The organism is Janthinobacterium sp. SUN137 (genome assembly GCF_030587265.1).
In the GTDB taxonomy this organism is placed as follows: domain Bacteria; phylum Pseudomonadota; class Gammaproteobacteria; order Burkholderiales; family Burkholderiaceae_D; genus Janthinobacterium; species Janthinobacterium kumbetense.
Genome location: NZ_JAPWHZ010000001.1, coordinates 929,374 through 943,312 on the forward strand (window position 1 = coordinate 929,374; position 13,939 = coordinate 943,312).

Consider the following 13,939-nt stretch of genomic DNA (forward strand, 5'->3'; position numbering starts at 1 on the left):
CATGCAAGCGCCAGCCACCACTGAAAAAATGCCACGCCTGCGGCTCTCCGCCGGGGCCGTGTACCGCCTCGGCGTGGCTTCGCGCAGCGTGGCGGCCATCGTCGGCGGCTACGTGCTGGCCGCGCTGGTCACCATGCTGCTGTCGGTAAGCCTGCCCATGGCCCGCTCCGAAGCCGTCATGACAGCTACCCTGCTGTCATTTGCCATCTATACCTGCGCCGTGATGTGGGTCTTCGCCACGCGCAGCGCCCTGCGCGCCTGGCTGGGCCTCGCGATCCCCGCCGCCGTCATCGCCGCCATCCTGCAGTGGATGGACGCACTATCCTGGAGTCTCGCATGAAAGAAGGTTTCCGCCAGTCGATGGCATGGCTGCACACCTGGTCCGGCCTGCTCGTCTGCTGGATCTTGCTGCTGGTGTTTTGCGCCGGCACGGCCAGCTACTACCGCAATGAAATCACCCTGTGGATGCAGCCCGAACTGCATGGCGCCGCCGCCAGCGAAGTGACGACGGAAGTGGCGGCCAAGGTCGCGCAACAAGCGATGGAGGAGCGGGCCACGGGCGCCACGCGCTGGTTCATCAGCCTGCCCGGCGAACGCAATCCCGCCACGCAGCTGGGCTGGAGCAAGCCGTCGCAACCGGGCGAAAAGAAACGCGGACGGCGCGGCAATTTTCATAGCGAAAAGGCCGACCCGGCCACGGGCGAAGTGCTGTCCAAGCCGCGCGAGACGCGGGGCGGCGAATTCCTCTACCGCCTGCATTTCGACCTGCACTACATGTCCGCCATCTGGGGCCGCTGGATCGTGGGCTTCTGCGCCATGTTCATGTTCGTCTCCATCATCAGCGGCATCGTCACGCACAAGCGCATCTTCAAGGACTTGTTTACCTTCCGGCCGAAGAAGGGCCAGCGCTCGTGGCTGGACGCGCACAACGTGACGGCCGTGCTGGCCCTGCCCTACCACATGATGATCACCTACACGGGCCTCGTCACCCTGATGTTCCTGTACATGCCGTCCGGCGCCACGGCCGCCTACAAGGGCGACCAGGATGCCTTCTTCGCCGAAGCCTTCCCGGGCCGCTCGGACGAGCGCAAGGCAGCCGGCGTGGCCGCGCCGCTGACGCCGTTCGCGCCCCTCGTGCGCCGGGCGGAACAGCACTGGGGCGGCGGCAAGGTCGAGCGCATCTCCGTGAATAATCCGGGCGACGCCAACGCCACCGTGACGCTGTCGCGCGCGTCCGGACGCGACATGTCGTCGAAGCAGCCATCGCTGGAATTCGATGGCGTGTCCGGCAAGCTGCTGGCCACCGACGGCGACGCGCTGCCCGGCGCGGCAGCCACGCACGGCGTGATGTATGGCTTGCACATCGCCCGTTTCGGCGGACCGCTGCTGCGCGCCCTGTTCTTCCTGTCCGGCCTGGCCGGCTGCGCCATGGTCGCCACGGGCGCCTTGCTGTGGGCCGTCAAGACGCGCCAGAAACAGGCCAAGGCGCTGGCCGCCGGCAAGCGCGCCAGCTTCGGCCTGCGCCTGGTGGAAGCGCTCAACATCGGCGCCATCGCCGGCATCCCGATCGCCTTCGGCGCCTATTTCTGGGCCAACCGCCTGCTGTCGGTGACGATGGAAGACCGGCCGCAGGAGGAAATCGCCTGCTTCTTCGGCGCCTGGGCCCTGGCCGCCATCATCGCGCAGCTGCGTCCGTCGCGCGCCATGTGGCGCATGCAGCTGGCCGCCGGCGCCTTCCTGCTGGCGTCGCTGCCCGTGCTGAACGTCTTCACCACCGAATCGCACCTGGGCGTAACCCTGTTCCTGGGCCGCGGCCCCGTGGCGGTGGCCGCCTTCGACCTGGTGGTGCTGGTGCTGGGCCTGGGCCTCGCGTATGCGGCGTTCAAATTGAAACCGCTGCCCGTGAAGGCGGCCAAGGCACACAAGGCAACGGATGCGGTAAAACCGGCGCAAACGATGGAGGCCGCGTGATGGAACTGTTAGCCAATTTCCTCGTCTTTGCCTTGTGCTATGCAGGCCTGTCCTCGCTGTGCCTGGCGATGGACCGCCACTACGCCGACTTGCACGGACGCGGCGCCGAACCGCCCGCGCCGCTGCGCCGCCGCCTGCAGTGGACGGGGTGGCTGGCGCTGGCGGCCGGCCTGGCCTGGGCCATGCACATCGCCGGCGGCGGCTACGGCCTCGTCTACTGGGTCGGCAGCCTGACGGGCTGCGGCTTGCTGCTGATCTGGCTGCTGCCCTACGCGCCGCACCAGGCCATGCGCCTGGCGCGCCTCATCGGCGGCGCGGCCGTGCTGGCCGCCATCGCACTGGCCGTGCTGTAGCGGGACTGGCTGCGCCGCCACGCGACGGTCATGCGTGGCGGCGCAGCAACAGCGCATTGCGCCGCCACGCCTGCCACGCTAAAATGAGAATAATTCTTATTTGCATTAAGGTTTTCCCCACCATGCCAGGCAGTCCGTTCGCGCCCTCTCCCCTGCTGCCCACGCAGCTGGAAACCCATTACCGCGCGCACCACGGCTGGCTGGCACACTGGCTGCAGCGGCGCCTGGGCAATGCCTTTGATGCGGCCGACCTGATGCAGGATACCTTCGCGCGCCTGCTGGCCGGCGCGCCCGCGCAGCCGCAGACACCGGCCCTGCGCGCGCCGAAAGCCTACCTGGCCACCGTCGCCAAGCACCTGCTGATCAATCACTTGCGGCGCCAATCGCTGGAACGCGCGTGGCTGGCAGCGCTCGCTGCCCTGCCCGAACAGCATCTGCCATCGACCGAGCAGCGCGCGCAAATCCTGCAGGCGCTGCAAGCGGTCGATGCCATGCTCGACGGCCTGAAACCGAAGGTGCGCGCCGTCTTCATCCTGGCACAGATCGAAGGCCATGCCTATGCGGACATCGCCGCGCAACTGGGCATCGGCGAGCGCTCCGTGAAGCGCTACATGGCCGAGGCGCTGACCGAATGCGTGCTGCTGGCGCCGGATCTGCTGCCATGAGCGCGGCCGCGCCACCGCCTCCTCTGTTGTCGCGCAAGGTGGCGCGCCAGGCCGTCGAATGGTATTTGCTGGAGCAGTCGGGCCAGGCCACGCCGGACGACCTGGCCGCCAGTGCGCAGTGGCGCGCGCTCGACCCGGAACACGCGCGCGCCTGGAACAGGGTGCAGCAAGTGAGCCAGACCGCCGGTCTGCTGCCGCCGGAGCTGGCCGTGCCCGTGCTGCGCCGTCCGCAGCGCCGCGTGGCCGTGCAGCTGCTGCTGGCGCTGATGGCGGCGCCCGCCGCCTGGCTGCTGGCGCGCCACGAGATACTGGCCGATTACCGCAGCGGCGTGGGCGAGCGGCGAGATATATCCTTGCCCGATGGCGGCACCCTGGTGCTCAACACGGACAGCGCCGTCGATGTGGCGTATGGCCCCGACGAACGCCGTCTGACCCTGCGCCGCGGCGAAGTACTGGTGCAGACGCGCCCCGACCACGCGGGCAGCCGCCCGTTCATCGTCGCCACCTGCCATGGGCGCATCCGCGCGCTGGGCACGCGCTTTACCGTGCGCGTCGACGACGGCGGCAGCCGCGTGACGGTGCTCGAACACGCGGTGGAAATCACGCCGCGCGCGCCCTCGGCCACCGTCCGCACGCTCATGGCGAACCAGCAGGGCCGCTTCGACGCCAGCCACGCCAGCCTGCCCACGCCGGCGCCGCCGCAAGCCGACGCGTGGGCGCGCGGCATGCTGGCGGCGCAGGACATGCGCCTCGACGCCTTCGCCTTCGAACTGTCGCGCTACCGCCCCGGCCTGCTGCGCGTGGAACCGCAGGTGGCGGGCTTGCGCCTGTCGGGCGCCTTCCAGCTCGACGACACGGACGCCGTGCTGGACAGCCTGGCGCGCATGCTGCCCGTCGACGTGCTGTACCGCAGCCCGTACTGGGTCACCATCGCGGCCCGCAAAAAATAACTTACAAAATTGGCCCCTTTTTTCACCGCTGCCTGTCCTGTGAGTATTACAACGACACTCACCGGAAAGGCAACACCATGCACCCTCCTCGTCTGACTCCCCTCGCGCGCGCCATCGGCAGCGCCGTGCTCCTGCTGTCGCTGGCGCAGGCGCCGGCCATGGCAGCCGATGCCGCCGCCGCGCCGGTTGCCGCGCAAACGGCCTTCAACGTGCCGGGCGGCGAGCTGTCCGCCGCCATCGCCGGCTTTGCCATCGAGGCGAAGGTGAGCGTGGGCGCGGCGGCCGAGCTGCTGCAAGGCGTGCGCACGCCGGGCCTGAGCGGCAGCTACACGGTGCCGCAGGCGCTGGCCCGCCTGCTGGCCGGCACGGGCCTCGAAGCACTGCCCAGCGGAGAACGCAGCTACGTGCTGCGCAAGTCGGGCGCTGCATCGCCCGCCGCGCCGATCGCCGCCACCCTGGGCGAAGTGGCCGTCAGCTCCAGCGCCCTGCGCGACGGCACCACGGAAGGCAAGCGCGGCTACGCAGGCCTGACCAGCGCCACGCGCCTGAACCTGTCGCTGCGCGAAACGCCGCAAGCCGTCAGCGTCATCACGCGCCAGCAGATCGAGGACCAGGGCTTGAAGACCCTGCAGGACGTGCTGCTGCAGGCGCCCGGCATCACGGTGGACCATTCGTCGAGCACGCGCGAATACGACCAGGTGTTTTCCCGCGGCTTCGAAGTCACGTCGTACATGTTCGACGGCATCCCGACCAGCAAGAGCCTGGAAGCGCGTACCTACGACATGGCCATCTACGACCGCGTCGAGGTCATCCGCGGCGCGACAGGCCTGATCAGCGGCACGGGCAGCCCGTCGGCCGCCATCAACCTGGTGCGCAAGCGCCCGGGCCGAACGTTCGCCGCCACGGCCGGCGCGCAGCTGGGATCATGGGACCGTTACCGCGTCGAGGGCGATGTCTCGACGCCCTTGACGGCGGACGGCAAGGTGCGCGCGCGCCTCGTCGCCGCGCATGAAGACCAGCGCTCGTTCATCGACCGCTACCAGCAGAAAAAGGACGTGCTGTACGCCATCGTCGAAGCGGACCTGTCGCCTTCGACGGTGCTCAGCGCCGGCATCAACTACCAAAAGGAAAAGCTCAAGAGCGCGGGGCGTGAATTCCCCGTGTTCTACGCCGACGGCTCGCAAACCCATTTTCCCCGCTCGATGAACGGCACGGCCGCGTGGAGCACGTATGACCGCGAACAGAACATGCTGTTCGCCACGCTCGACCACTATTTCGACAACGACTGGATCGCCAAGGTGGCCGTCAGCCGCAGCAGCAACCAGTACGACGCCCTGCAGGGTTTTTCCGGCAACGGCTACCCGGACCGCGTGACGGGCGGCGGCATGAAGCTGTGGTTGGCCAACTGGCACAGCAAGCCGCAACAGACCTCGCTCGATGCGTACGTGAGCGGCCCGTTCCAGGCCTTCGGCCGCAAGCATGAACTGGTGCTGGGCGTGAGCGCCTCGGAACTCAAGACGAATGGCCCCATCTACCCGAACTGGCGCCTCGACGGCTACGACTACACGGTGCCGGATATCCACGCCTGGCATGGCGCCATGCCGGTGCCCGACTACAGCGGCACGCGCCTGGGCTCCTCGTACGACGAGGAACGGGAAAGCGGCGTGTATTCGACCCTGCGCCTGCGCCCGACGGACGCGCTGTCGGTGATTGTCGGGGCGCGCCTGTCGTACTGGAAGCGCGACATCCGCAGCGATTATTTCAACGATACGGACCTGTACGACGCCATGCGCGAAAACGGCAAGATCACGCCGTATGCGGGCGTGGTCTACGACCTGGGCCAGCACTGGTCGGCCTACGCCAGCTACACCAGCATCTTCACGCCGCAAAGCCAGCGCGACGTCAACAGCCGCTTCCTGGCGCCGCTGGAAGGCAAGAACTACGAAGTGGGCGCCAAGGGCGAATTCTTCGGCGGCAAGCTCACCACCAGCGCGGCCCTGTTCCAGCTGAAGCAGGAAAACCTGGCCGAAGCCGATCCGGGCAACATCTGGATCATCGGCACGGGCGGCGGCTCCTACGCCTATCACACGGTGAAGGGCGCCACCACGCGCGGCTTCGAGGCGGAAGTATCGGGCCAGCTGCGTCCCGACTGGCAGCTGACGGCCAGCTATGCGTATAGCCGCATCCGCAACGCCGCCGGCGAGCGCATCCAGACCAACCAGCCGCAGAACATGGCCAAGCTGTGGACCACGTGGCGCCTGGCGCAGGGCGTGCCGGGCCTGGTGCTGGGCGGCGGCGTGAACTGGCAGAGCGATATCTACATGGACGACCGCGGGCCGAACGGCGAACGCTTCACGCAGAAGGCGTATGCCGTGGCGGGACTGATGGCGCAGTACCAGTTCACGCCGCAGCTGGTGGCGACCCTGAACGTGAACAACGTCTTCGACAAGAAGTACTACTCGACGGGCATGGGCGGCTACTACGGCGATCCGCGCAACGCCATGCTGTCGCTGCGCTATCAGTTCTGAATGGCTTCGCTGCTTTTGAGCAGCACCTCGATGCCCTCGGGCGCCATGGCGCGGCCCAGGAAATAGCCAAACGCCTCGTCGCAGCCCATCTCGGCGAGCAGTTCCAGCTGCTCGCCGCTTTCCACCCCGCCGGCGATGGTGCGCAATCCCAGCGTGCGCGCCATCGCCACGATGGCGCGCACCATGGCGCCGTCGCCGCCCGGCTTGCCCACGTCGTCGACGAAGCATTTTTCGATCTTCACGGCATCCGTGGGAAAGCGTTTCAGGTAATTGAGCGAAGCGTCGCCCGTGCCGAAATCGCTGATGGCGATCGCCATGCCCAGCTGGCGGAACTGGCGCAATATCAGTTCGCAGTTCTGGTTGCGGTCGATCAGGATGCCGGCGGCGATTTCCAGCTCGATGCAATGCCCCGGCACGCCGGCCGCTTCCAGCGCGGCGGCGAAATTGCGCGCGATGTCGCGCTGGTAGAACTGGCGCGCCGACAGGCTGACGGACACCGTCAGCATCTGCCCCTGCGCGATCCACCTGCGCGCCTGTTCCACCGCCGTGGCCATCACCCACGCTCCCACCGGCAGGATCAGGGCGATTTCCTCCAGTACCGGTAAAAAGTCGAGCGGCATCATCAGGCCCAGCTCCGGGTGCTTCCAGCGCAGCAGCGCCTTCACGCCCGTGATCGTGCGCGTCTTCAAATCCATGCGCGGCTGGTAGAACAGGGCGAATTCATTGCGTTCGAGCGCGTGGCGCAAGGCCGTCTCGAGGATGGTGCGCGAATACGATTGCGTCTGCATGCGCGGCGCGTAGCGCAGGCAGGTGCCGGGCGCGTGGCGCTTGGCCGCATACATGGCCAGGTCGGCCTTTTCGATCAGCGCATTGACATCGTCGTCATCGTCCGGGTACAGGGCCACGCCCACGCTGGCCGCCACCGACAGGCTGTATTCGCCGATGACGAAGGGGGCGGCGATGGCGCCGACGATTTTCTCGGCCACCCGCTCGGCATCGTGCGCCGTGCGCAATTCCGTCAGCAGGATGATGAATTCGTCGCCGCCCTGGCGCGCCACCGTGTCGACCTTGCGCACGCACTGCTGCACCCGGCGCGCGAACTCCGTCAGCACCTGGTCGCCCACGTCGTGCCCCAGGCTGTCGTTGATGGATTTGAAGCGGTCGATATCGACGAACAGCACCGCCAGCAACGCCTGGTGGCGGCGCGCGTAGGCGATGCCGTGCTCGAAGCGGATCTGGAAATGCAGCCGGTTCGGCAAGCCCGTCAAGCCGTCGTGGTGGGCGATGAATTCCAGCTGCTGCTCGGCGCGCCGGCGCGCCGACACATCGTGCAGCAGCAGCACCGCACCGCCCTGCGCCAGCGGTGCGCAGCTGTACTGCACGTCGATGCGCTTGCCGTCGAGATGGCGCAGCAGAACGGCGCCGCGTGCCACTTCCAGCACTTCCTGCTGCGCCACGCAGTCGCGCACCTGGCGCGCCGCATCGATGGGCGTGCCGTCATGGAACAGCGGCAGCAGCTGCGTCACGGGCTGGCCCAGGCCATCGTTGCCCAGCAGCCCGCCCATGGCGCTGGCGCGGGGATTCAGGTAGCGCACCACGCCAGCGTGGTCGGTGCCGACGACGGCCGCCGGCAAGGCGTGCAGCAGCGCCAGCGCATCTGCCATGCGCTGCGCCTGCGCCGCCTGCAGCACCACGCCTGTCGCATGGCGCAGGCGCCACGTGCGCGCCGCCTGCCACTGGCAGGCCAGCAGCACGCTCAGCATCACGGCCAGGGTCAGGCACAGCGCCAGCAGCAGCGTCGTCATGCGTCACCCGGCAGGCAAGAGGTGGAAGACATGCTTTTCCTTTGCAACGCGCGCCATGCGGCCAGGCGCAGAACCATGCGGAAAGGAAATAATATAAGAATTCCGGCGCGATATTTGCCTGATCGGGCGCCGCTTGACTGGTGTCAATCACGGCGGGGCGTGATCACTGTTGCAATCCTCCCACAGACAATCTCACCAATTATTGCAACAATTGCTGCGCAACACTAAAATGAGAATGATTCTCATTCTTGGGAGTCAACTCCATTCATCTGAGTCCCTGCGCCCACGCCAGGACCGCAGCGGCATGGCCAGGCAAGCCAGGCGCAACACTCCCCCAGCGACGCATATTTTGAAACAGGCATCCGCCTGCTTCATCCACCACATCATCGCGACACCGGGAGTAATCAATGACAATACACAGCGCACAGCGAAAGGCCGCCGCGTTGGCGCCGACCCTCATGGCCGCGGCCATTCTCGGCACCTTGGGTGCACCAGCCCATGGCCAGACGCAGCAGCAGGAACAGAATCTGCCCGAGGTGCGTGTCAACGCGCAGGCCGCCTCGGCCACCACAGAAGGCAACGGCTCCTACACCAGCGGCAGCATGAACGCGGCCACGCGCCTGAACCTGTCCGTGCGCGAGACACCGCAATCGGTCAGCGTCGTCACACGCCAGCAAATGGACGACATGAATATCCGCTCGGTCGAGGACATCGCCAATATCACGCCGGGTCTGAGCCTGAACAAGGGCGCCACCGAGCGGGCCAGCTTTTATTCGCGCGGTTTCTCGATCAGCAATTTCACGGAAGACGGCCTGACCATGTCGGCCGACGGCGACACCCTGGGTTTCGCTACCCTGGCCATGTACGACCGGGTCGAAATCCTGCGCGGCGCGGCCGGCATGCTCAATGGCGTGGGCAACCCGTCGGGCACGATGAATTTCGTGCGCAAGCGCCCCACGGCGCAGAACGAGGTGTCGCTCACGGGCAGCATCGGCCGCTACAACGACTACCGCGGCGAAGTCGATGCGCGCGGCGCACTGAACCAGGCGGGCAGCCTGCGCGGGCGCGCCGTGGCCGCCTACCAGGATACCGACACGTTCATCTCGAACTACCGCCACAAGCGCGCCCTGCTCTACGCCACCGCCGATGCCGACCTGTCGCGCGACACGACCCTGAGCGTGGGCTTTCACGTCAACGACGAGCGCAATCCCGGCTCCACGTGGTACGGCTTGCCAACGGCGCTCGACGGCAGTTTCCTGCCGCTCGACCGCTCGGCCAGCAACGCGCCCGACTGGACCTTCTGGAACAAGAAAAACACGCGCCTGTTCGCCGAACTCGAACACCGGCTGGGCGACGGCTGGAAGGTCAAACTGGCGGCGCAGGCGCTGCAGGACGAACTCGACTCCGTCGTCACGGGCATCGCCCGCGTGCCGAAGACGAATCTGTTCCGCCTCAGCGCGGCCAACGCCTTTGTCTACGACCGCCAGCAGCGCATTGTCGATGCGCAGGCAGCCGGCCCTTTCAGCCTGCTGGGCCGCCGCCATGAAATCGTCTTCGGCGCCAACTACCGCACGCGCGATACCGAGGACAAGGGCTACAAGTCGGTCCCCGACTACAGCTACACCTTCAACCCCGTGCGCTGGGATACGGGAGCGCCCGTGAAACCCGCGATCGGCACGTTCTATTATGGCCAGGACAGCAAGACGAAACAGACGGGCGTCTACACGACGGCCCGCTTCAGCCTGGCCGATCCGCTGGCCCTGCTGGTGGGCGGCCGTGTCGACTGGTACGACTATCGCGCCATCAACACGTTGTCGGGCGCGCGCTCCGGCTACAAGGTGAGCCGGGAAGTCACGCCATATGCCGGCTTGGTGTACGACGTCGACGCCCACCATTCGCTGTACGGCAGCTGGACCAGCATCTTCAATCCGCAAAGCGCCGTCGACAGGAATGGCGTGCTGCTCGATCCCGTCACGGGCATCAACATGGAAGCGGGCGTGAAGGGCGAATACTTCGGCGGCGCGTTGAACGCCTCGGCGGCCGTGTTCCGCATCGTGCAAAAGAACCTGGCGACCGCGCTGCCGCTGACGCAGTGCGGTCCCGGCCTGCTGTCTTGCTCCGAGGCGGCCGGTGAAGTGCGCAGCGACGGGTTTGAACTGAGCGTGTCCGGCGCGTTGACGCCGCGCTGGCAGGTGAGCGCGGGCTTTACCTACAACACGGCCGAATATGCCAAGGCGCAAGGCAGCAATGCCGTCGGCGCGCGCTATGCGGCCGAGCGCCCCAGCCGCCTGCTGCGCCTGTCCACCAGCTATCGCCTGTCCGATGCATGGCGCGTCGGCGGCGCGCTACGGGCGCAGAACCAGATCTACAAGACCAACAGCGCCATCCGCCAGGGCGGCTACGCGGTGGCCGACCTGAACGCGGGCTGGCAAGTGAGCCGCCAGCTCGACGTGCGCCTGAGCGTGACCAACGTCTTCGACCGCAGCTACTACCAGGCCATCAGCAGCATCGACAGCGGCAATGCATTCGGCGATCCGCGCAGCGCCGTGCTGACGGCGAAGTACACGTTTTAAGCCAGCGCCAGCCGGCCCGGCTTCAGTTCCGGCGTCGACGCCAGCGCCGGCGCCGCATGCAGCTTGAAGATGCTGACGGCGTCGGCCAGGCTGGCCGCCTGCTGCTGCAGCGCGTCCGCGGCGGCGGCGGCCTGCTCCACCAGGGCCGCGTTCTGCTGCGTCACGCCATCCATCTGGCTGATGGCGATGCTGATCTGTTCGATGCCGTCGCGCTGCTCCACGCTGGCCACGGCGATCTCGCCGATGATGGCGTTGACGCGCTGCACGCTGCTCACCACGTCATCCATCGTGCGCCCCGCCTGGCCGGCCAGCACGCTGCCCTCTTCCACCGTGCGCACGGATTCGCCGATCAACTGCTTGATTTCCATGGCCGCTGCGGCCGAGCGTTGCGCCAGGTTGCGCACTTCCGTCGCCACGACGGCGAAGCCGCGTCCCTGCTCGCCCGCGCGCGCCGCTTCCACGGCCGCATTCAGGGCCAGGATATTCGTCTGAAAGGCGATGCCGTCGATGACGGCGATGATGTCGACGATGCGCTTCGACGAGGCATTGATATGGCTCATGGTCTGCACCACCTGCGCCACGGCCTCGCCGCCGCGCTGCGCCACGTCGGAAGCGCCGCCGGCCAGCTGGCGCGCCTGGTCCGCGTTGTCGTTATTCTGCCGCACGGTGGACGTCAGCTCGATCATCGAGGCGGCCGTTTCTTCCAGCGAGCTGGCTTGCTCCTCCGTGCGCGACGACAGGTCCATATTGCCGCTGGCGATTTCAGCGGACGCCGTGGCGATGGCGTCCGTGCCGGCGCGCACGCGTCCCACGATGGCGGCCAGGTTGCCGCTCATCGCTTTCAAGGCGCGCAGCAGGTCGCCGATTTCATCGCGGCTGCCGTCGGCCACCACGGCGCGCAAGTCGCCGGCCGCCACCTGCTGGGCGATGCCGACGGCCGCGCCCAGCGGCACCGTGATGCTGCGGATCAGCCACCACACCGTGATGGAGCCCACGACCAGGGTCACCAGCACGGTGGCCAGCATGGCGATGCTGGCGCTGCGGTGCGCGGCATCATCCTGCTCCTTCATCTGCGCCATCAGGGCGTGTGACTGCTTGCCGATGGCCGTGACGATGGCGTCGATCTGGCGCGTCGGTTCGCGGTCCATGCCCTTGACCAGCGCATCGACGGCCTGCGCGCTGTCGGCGCGCGCGCCGTCATACTTTTGCAGCGCCGCCAGGTAGCTCACGCCCAGCGCGTCGTGCGCCTGCAGCGCCTGCTCCACGGGTGCCGTGTCGAGTTTTAATGCGCCCATCATCGCCTGCAGGCTTTTCAATTCCTTGCGCGTCTGCGCACCGCTGGCGACAAACGCTTCGCGGTAGCGCTGGAAGGCGGCCGCATCGCCGCCGCGCAGCAGGATGTTTTTCCATTCCTGCACCTGGATCTTGAATTCCACCTGCGCGCTGCGCGCCGCGTCGACCGCTTCCGTCAGGGCCACGGAACGCTGCATGGCGTCCGCGCTGCGCGCACTGGCCGCATCGAGCGCGCTCCAGCCACGCGCGCCAACGAACACCAGCGCAAGAAAGAAGAAGGCGCCCAACAGACCCAGGCGGACGGAGATTTTCAGATTCGCGAGTTGCATGTGTTTCTCCCGGCGGCAAGAACAGGATGGCAACAAAGGCGCCACCAAAACTATCCAATTCTCACCAAATAGGGAAATCATGGGGCGCGCCCCGTGAAAAACCAAGCAGCGCTTTCGTTAGAGAAACACTTTCAACATAGAAACAACAAATTACAGCGCAAGGTTGACTGGATGGTCATGATTTTCCGTCACCGTCATGGTCATCCGGGCAAGCTTGCCCGTACCCGCATCAAGGCAACATGCGGGTCAGTACATCGTCCTTGCGCACGCGGTGATGGAACACGGCGGCCAGCACATGCAAGCCCACCACGCCCCAGGCGACCCATTTGCCCAGGAAGTGGTGCACGATATCCACTGGCGCCTCGAAGCTTTCCCAGGTCATGCCGAAAGTCGTCGCCATCGACTCGAACAGCGCCGTATCGCGAAAGCTGGGCACGGCAAACAGGCCAAAGTCGGTATGCAGGCCCGTGCCCACGTAGCCGGTCAGGGGCAGCACGATCAGCAAGCCATACAAGCCCCAGTGCGCGGCATGCGCCAGCCTGTGCTCCAGCGCGGAGCCGGGCGGGTCCTGCGGCTGCACGTCGAGCAGCCGCCACGCCAGGCGCGGCAAGACCAGCGCGCCCGCCAGCAAGCCCAGCATCCAGTGCACGTTCAATACCGCCAGCGTACCGGGCGCCTCCTCGTCCAGGAACCAGATCACATAGTAGACAACGACATACGCGCCGATAAAGGCGGCGGCGCTGATCCAGTGAAAGAACTTGGCGAGCGCGCCAAAACGGTCGGCGTTATTTTTCCATTGCATGGGGCGGTTCCTGGGAAGTGAAAGCGGATGCGGGGTCGGCCAGCAGGCCGCTGAGCAGCTTGTCGAGGGCGGCCAGCGACATGGCCAGCCGCGCGGGCGGGTCGCCATCGGCTTCGGCGATCCAGAAGGCCGCTTCGGTCACGGCGCCATACAGCATGCGGGCCGTCACGCCAGTATGCGCAGGCAGCGCCACGCCTTCATCGATCAGCCCCTGCAGCGCCGCCTGCAACGCGGCGATGCCGACGCTCTGGTGCGCCTGCGGCACGTCGCCGAACATGGCGCGCGCATCCTGCAGGATGATGCGGCGCAGTTCGGGCACCAGCGCCAGTTCCAGGTAGCCCTGGCAGCGGCGGCGAAACGCCTGCCACGAAGAGGGCGCGGCGTCCGCCATGGCTTGCAGGCGCTCGCCAACTTCGCCCTCGAGCTGATCGATCACGGCAAGCAGCAATTTTTCCTTGCTGCCGAAATGGTGGTACAGCGCGCCGCGGGTCAGGCCGGCGGCAGCCGTGAAATCATCCATCGAGGTATTCGCATAGCCCTGCTCGGCGAACGCATGGCGCGCCGCCGCCAGCAGCCGGGCGCGGGTTTCCTCGATCATGCTGCTGCGGCTGCGGCGCGGGGGTGATACGGTGGAGACGGGCATGGACAGTCCTTTCACATACGTAGCGTA

General features: G+C 66.9%; 11 protein-coding genes. 7 read left to right on the forward strand and 4 right to left on the reverse strand.

Translation table 11 applies throughout. The features are described from left to right. Window position 1: 1 nt before the first annotated feature. The 6 genes from O3298_RS04305 (at window position 2) to O3298_RS04330 (ending at window position 6,467) form a co-directional block, all read left to right on the forward strand. A complete protein-coding gene (locus O3298_RS04305; protein WP_289898722.1) occupies window positions 2-340 on the forward strand; it encodes a DUF3649 domain-containing protein in 339 nt (112 codons plus the stop codon). Next, window positions 337-1,971, forward strand: a complete 1,635-nt coding sequence (locus tag O3298_RS04310) for a PepSY domain-containing protein (protein ID WP_305058586.1) — start codon at window positions 337-339, stop codon at window positions 1,969-1,971. The genes O3298_RS04305 and O3298_RS04310 overlap by 4 nt, the downstream gene beginning before the upstream one ends. Next, window positions 1,971-2,324, forward strand: a complete 354-nt coding sequence (locus O3298_RS04315; RefSeq protein ID WP_289904812.1) for a DUF3325 domain-containing protein — start codon at window positions 1,971-1,973, stop codon at window positions 2,322-2,324. The genes O3298_RS04310 and O3298_RS04315 overlap by 1 nt, the downstream gene beginning before the upstream one ends. 122 nt (window positions 2,325-2,446) lie before the next feature. Then, the gene (locus tag O3298_RS04320; RefSeq protein WP_305058587.1) at window positions 2,447-2,989 is read left to right on the forward strand and encodes a sigma-70 family RNA polymerase sigma factor; all 543 of its coding nucleotides are present in this window, start codon (window positions 2,447-2,449) and stop codon (window positions 2,987-2,989) included. Next, window positions 2,986-3,939 carry a FecR domain-containing protein gene (locus O3298_RS04325; RefSeq protein WP_305058588.1) on the forward strand — a complete coding sequence of 318 codons (954 nt, stop codon included), beginning with the start codon at window positions 2,986-2,988 and terminating at the stop codon, window positions 3,937-3,939. The genes O3298_RS04320 and O3298_RS04325 overlap by 4 nt, the downstream gene beginning before the upstream one ends. Before the next feature lie 77 nt (window positions 3,940-4,016). After that, on the forward strand, window positions 4,017-6,467 hold the full coding sequence (locus O3298_RS04330) for a TonB-dependent receptor (protein ID WP_305058589.1): 2,451 nt from the start codon (window positions 4,017-4,019) through the stop codon (window positions 6,465-6,467). Here the strand turns inward: O3298_RS04330 and O3298_RS04335 are convergent. After that, window positions 6,458-8,272: a bifunctional diguanylate cyclase/phosphodiesterase gene (locus tag O3298_RS04335; protein ID WP_289903795.1), complete on the reverse strand. Its 1,815-nt coding sequence runs from the start codon at window positions 8,270-8,272 to the stop codon at window positions 6,458-6,460. The two genes, O3298_RS04330 and O3298_RS04335, sit on opposite strands and share 10 nt — an antisense overlap. Before the next feature lie 407 nt (window positions 8,273-8,679). Here O3298_RS04335 and O3298_RS04340 point away from each other — a divergent pair, with 407 nt between their 5' ends. Beyond that, on the forward strand, window positions 8,680-10,845 hold the full coding sequence (locus O3298_RS04340; protein WP_305055956.1) for a TonB-dependent siderophore receptor: 2,166 nt from the start codon (window positions 8,680-8,682) through the stop codon (window positions 10,843-10,845). On the opposite strand, the gene O3298_RS04345 is transcribed toward O3298_RS04340, so the two are convergent. The 3 genes from O3298_RS04345 to O3298_RS04355 form a co-directional block, all read right to left on the reverse strand. Continuing rightward, on the reverse strand, window positions 10,842-12,467 hold the full coding sequence (locus O3298_RS04345; protein WP_251350624.1) for a methyl-accepting chemotaxis protein: 1,626 nt from the start codon (window positions 12,465-12,467) through the stop codon (window positions 10,842-10,844). The genes O3298_RS04340 and O3298_RS04345 overlap by 4 nt on opposite strands. Window positions 12,468-12,696: 229 nt before the next feature. Beyond that, the gene (locus O3298_RS04350) at window positions 12,697-13,269 is read right to left on the reverse strand and encodes a cytochrome b (protein WP_305058590.1); all 573 of its coding nucleotides are present in this window, start codon (window positions 13,267-13,269) and stop codon (window positions 12,697-12,699) included. Continuing rightward, the gene (locus tag O3298_RS04355) at window positions 13,253-13,912 is read right to left on the reverse strand and encodes a TetR/AcrR family transcriptional regulator (protein WP_289916947.1); all 660 of its coding nucleotides are present in this window, start codon (window positions 13,910-13,912) and stop codon (window positions 13,253-13,255) included. The genes O3298_RS04350 and O3298_RS04355 overlap by 17 nt, the downstream gene beginning before the upstream one ends. Between the last annotated feature and the right edge of the window lie 27 nt (window positions 13,913-13,939).

What these genes read in the sequence shown, in the direction of transcription:
- O3298_RS04305 (WP_289898722.1), top strand. Translation starts at nt 2, where the DNA reads ATGCAAGCGCCAGCCACCACTGAAAAAATGCCACGCCTGCGGCTCTCC.
- O3298_RS04310 (WP_305058586.1), top strand. Translation starts at nt 337, where the DNA reads ATGAAAGAAGGTTTCCGCCAGTCGATGGCATGGCTGCACACCTGGTCC.
- O3298_RS04315 (WP_289904812.1), top strand. Translation starts at nt 1,971, where the DNA reads ATGGAACTGTTAGCCAATTTCCTCGTCTTTGCCTTGTGCTATGCAGGC.
- O3298_RS04320 (WP_305058587.1), top strand. Translation starts at nt 2,447, where the DNA reads ATGCCAGGCAGTCCGTTCGCGCCCTCTCCCCTGCTGCCCACGCAGCTG.
- O3298_RS04325 (WP_305058588.1), top strand. Translation starts at nt 2,986, where the DNA reads ATGAGCGCGGCCGCGCCACCGCCTCCTCTGTTGTCGCGCAAGGTGGCG.
- O3298_RS04330 (WP_305058589.1), top strand. Translation starts at nt 4,017, where the DNA reads ATGCACCCTCCTCGTCTGACTCCCCTCGCGCGCGCCATCGGCAGCGCC.
- O3298_RS04335 (WP_289903795.1), bottom strand. Translation starts at nt 8,272, where the DNA reads ATGACGACGCTGCTGCTGGCGCTGTGCCTGACCCTGGCCGTGATGCTG.
- O3298_RS04340 (WP_305055956.1), top strand. Translation starts at nt 8,680, where the DNA reads ATGACAATACACAGCGCACAGCGAAAGGCCGCCGCGTTGGCGCCGACC.
- O3298_RS04345 (WP_251350624.1), bottom strand. Translation starts at nt 12,467, where the DNA reads ATGCAACTCGCGAATCTGAAAATCTCCGTCCGCCTGGGTCTGTTGGGC.
- O3298_RS04350 (WP_305058590.1), bottom strand. Translation starts at nt 13,269, where the DNA reads ATGCAATGGAAAAATAACGCCGACCGTTTTGGCGCGCTCGCCAAGTTC.
- O3298_RS04355 (WP_289916947.1), bottom strand. Translation starts at nt 13,912, where the DNA reads ATGCCCGTCTCCACCGTATCACCCCCGCGCCGCAGCCGCAGCAGCATG.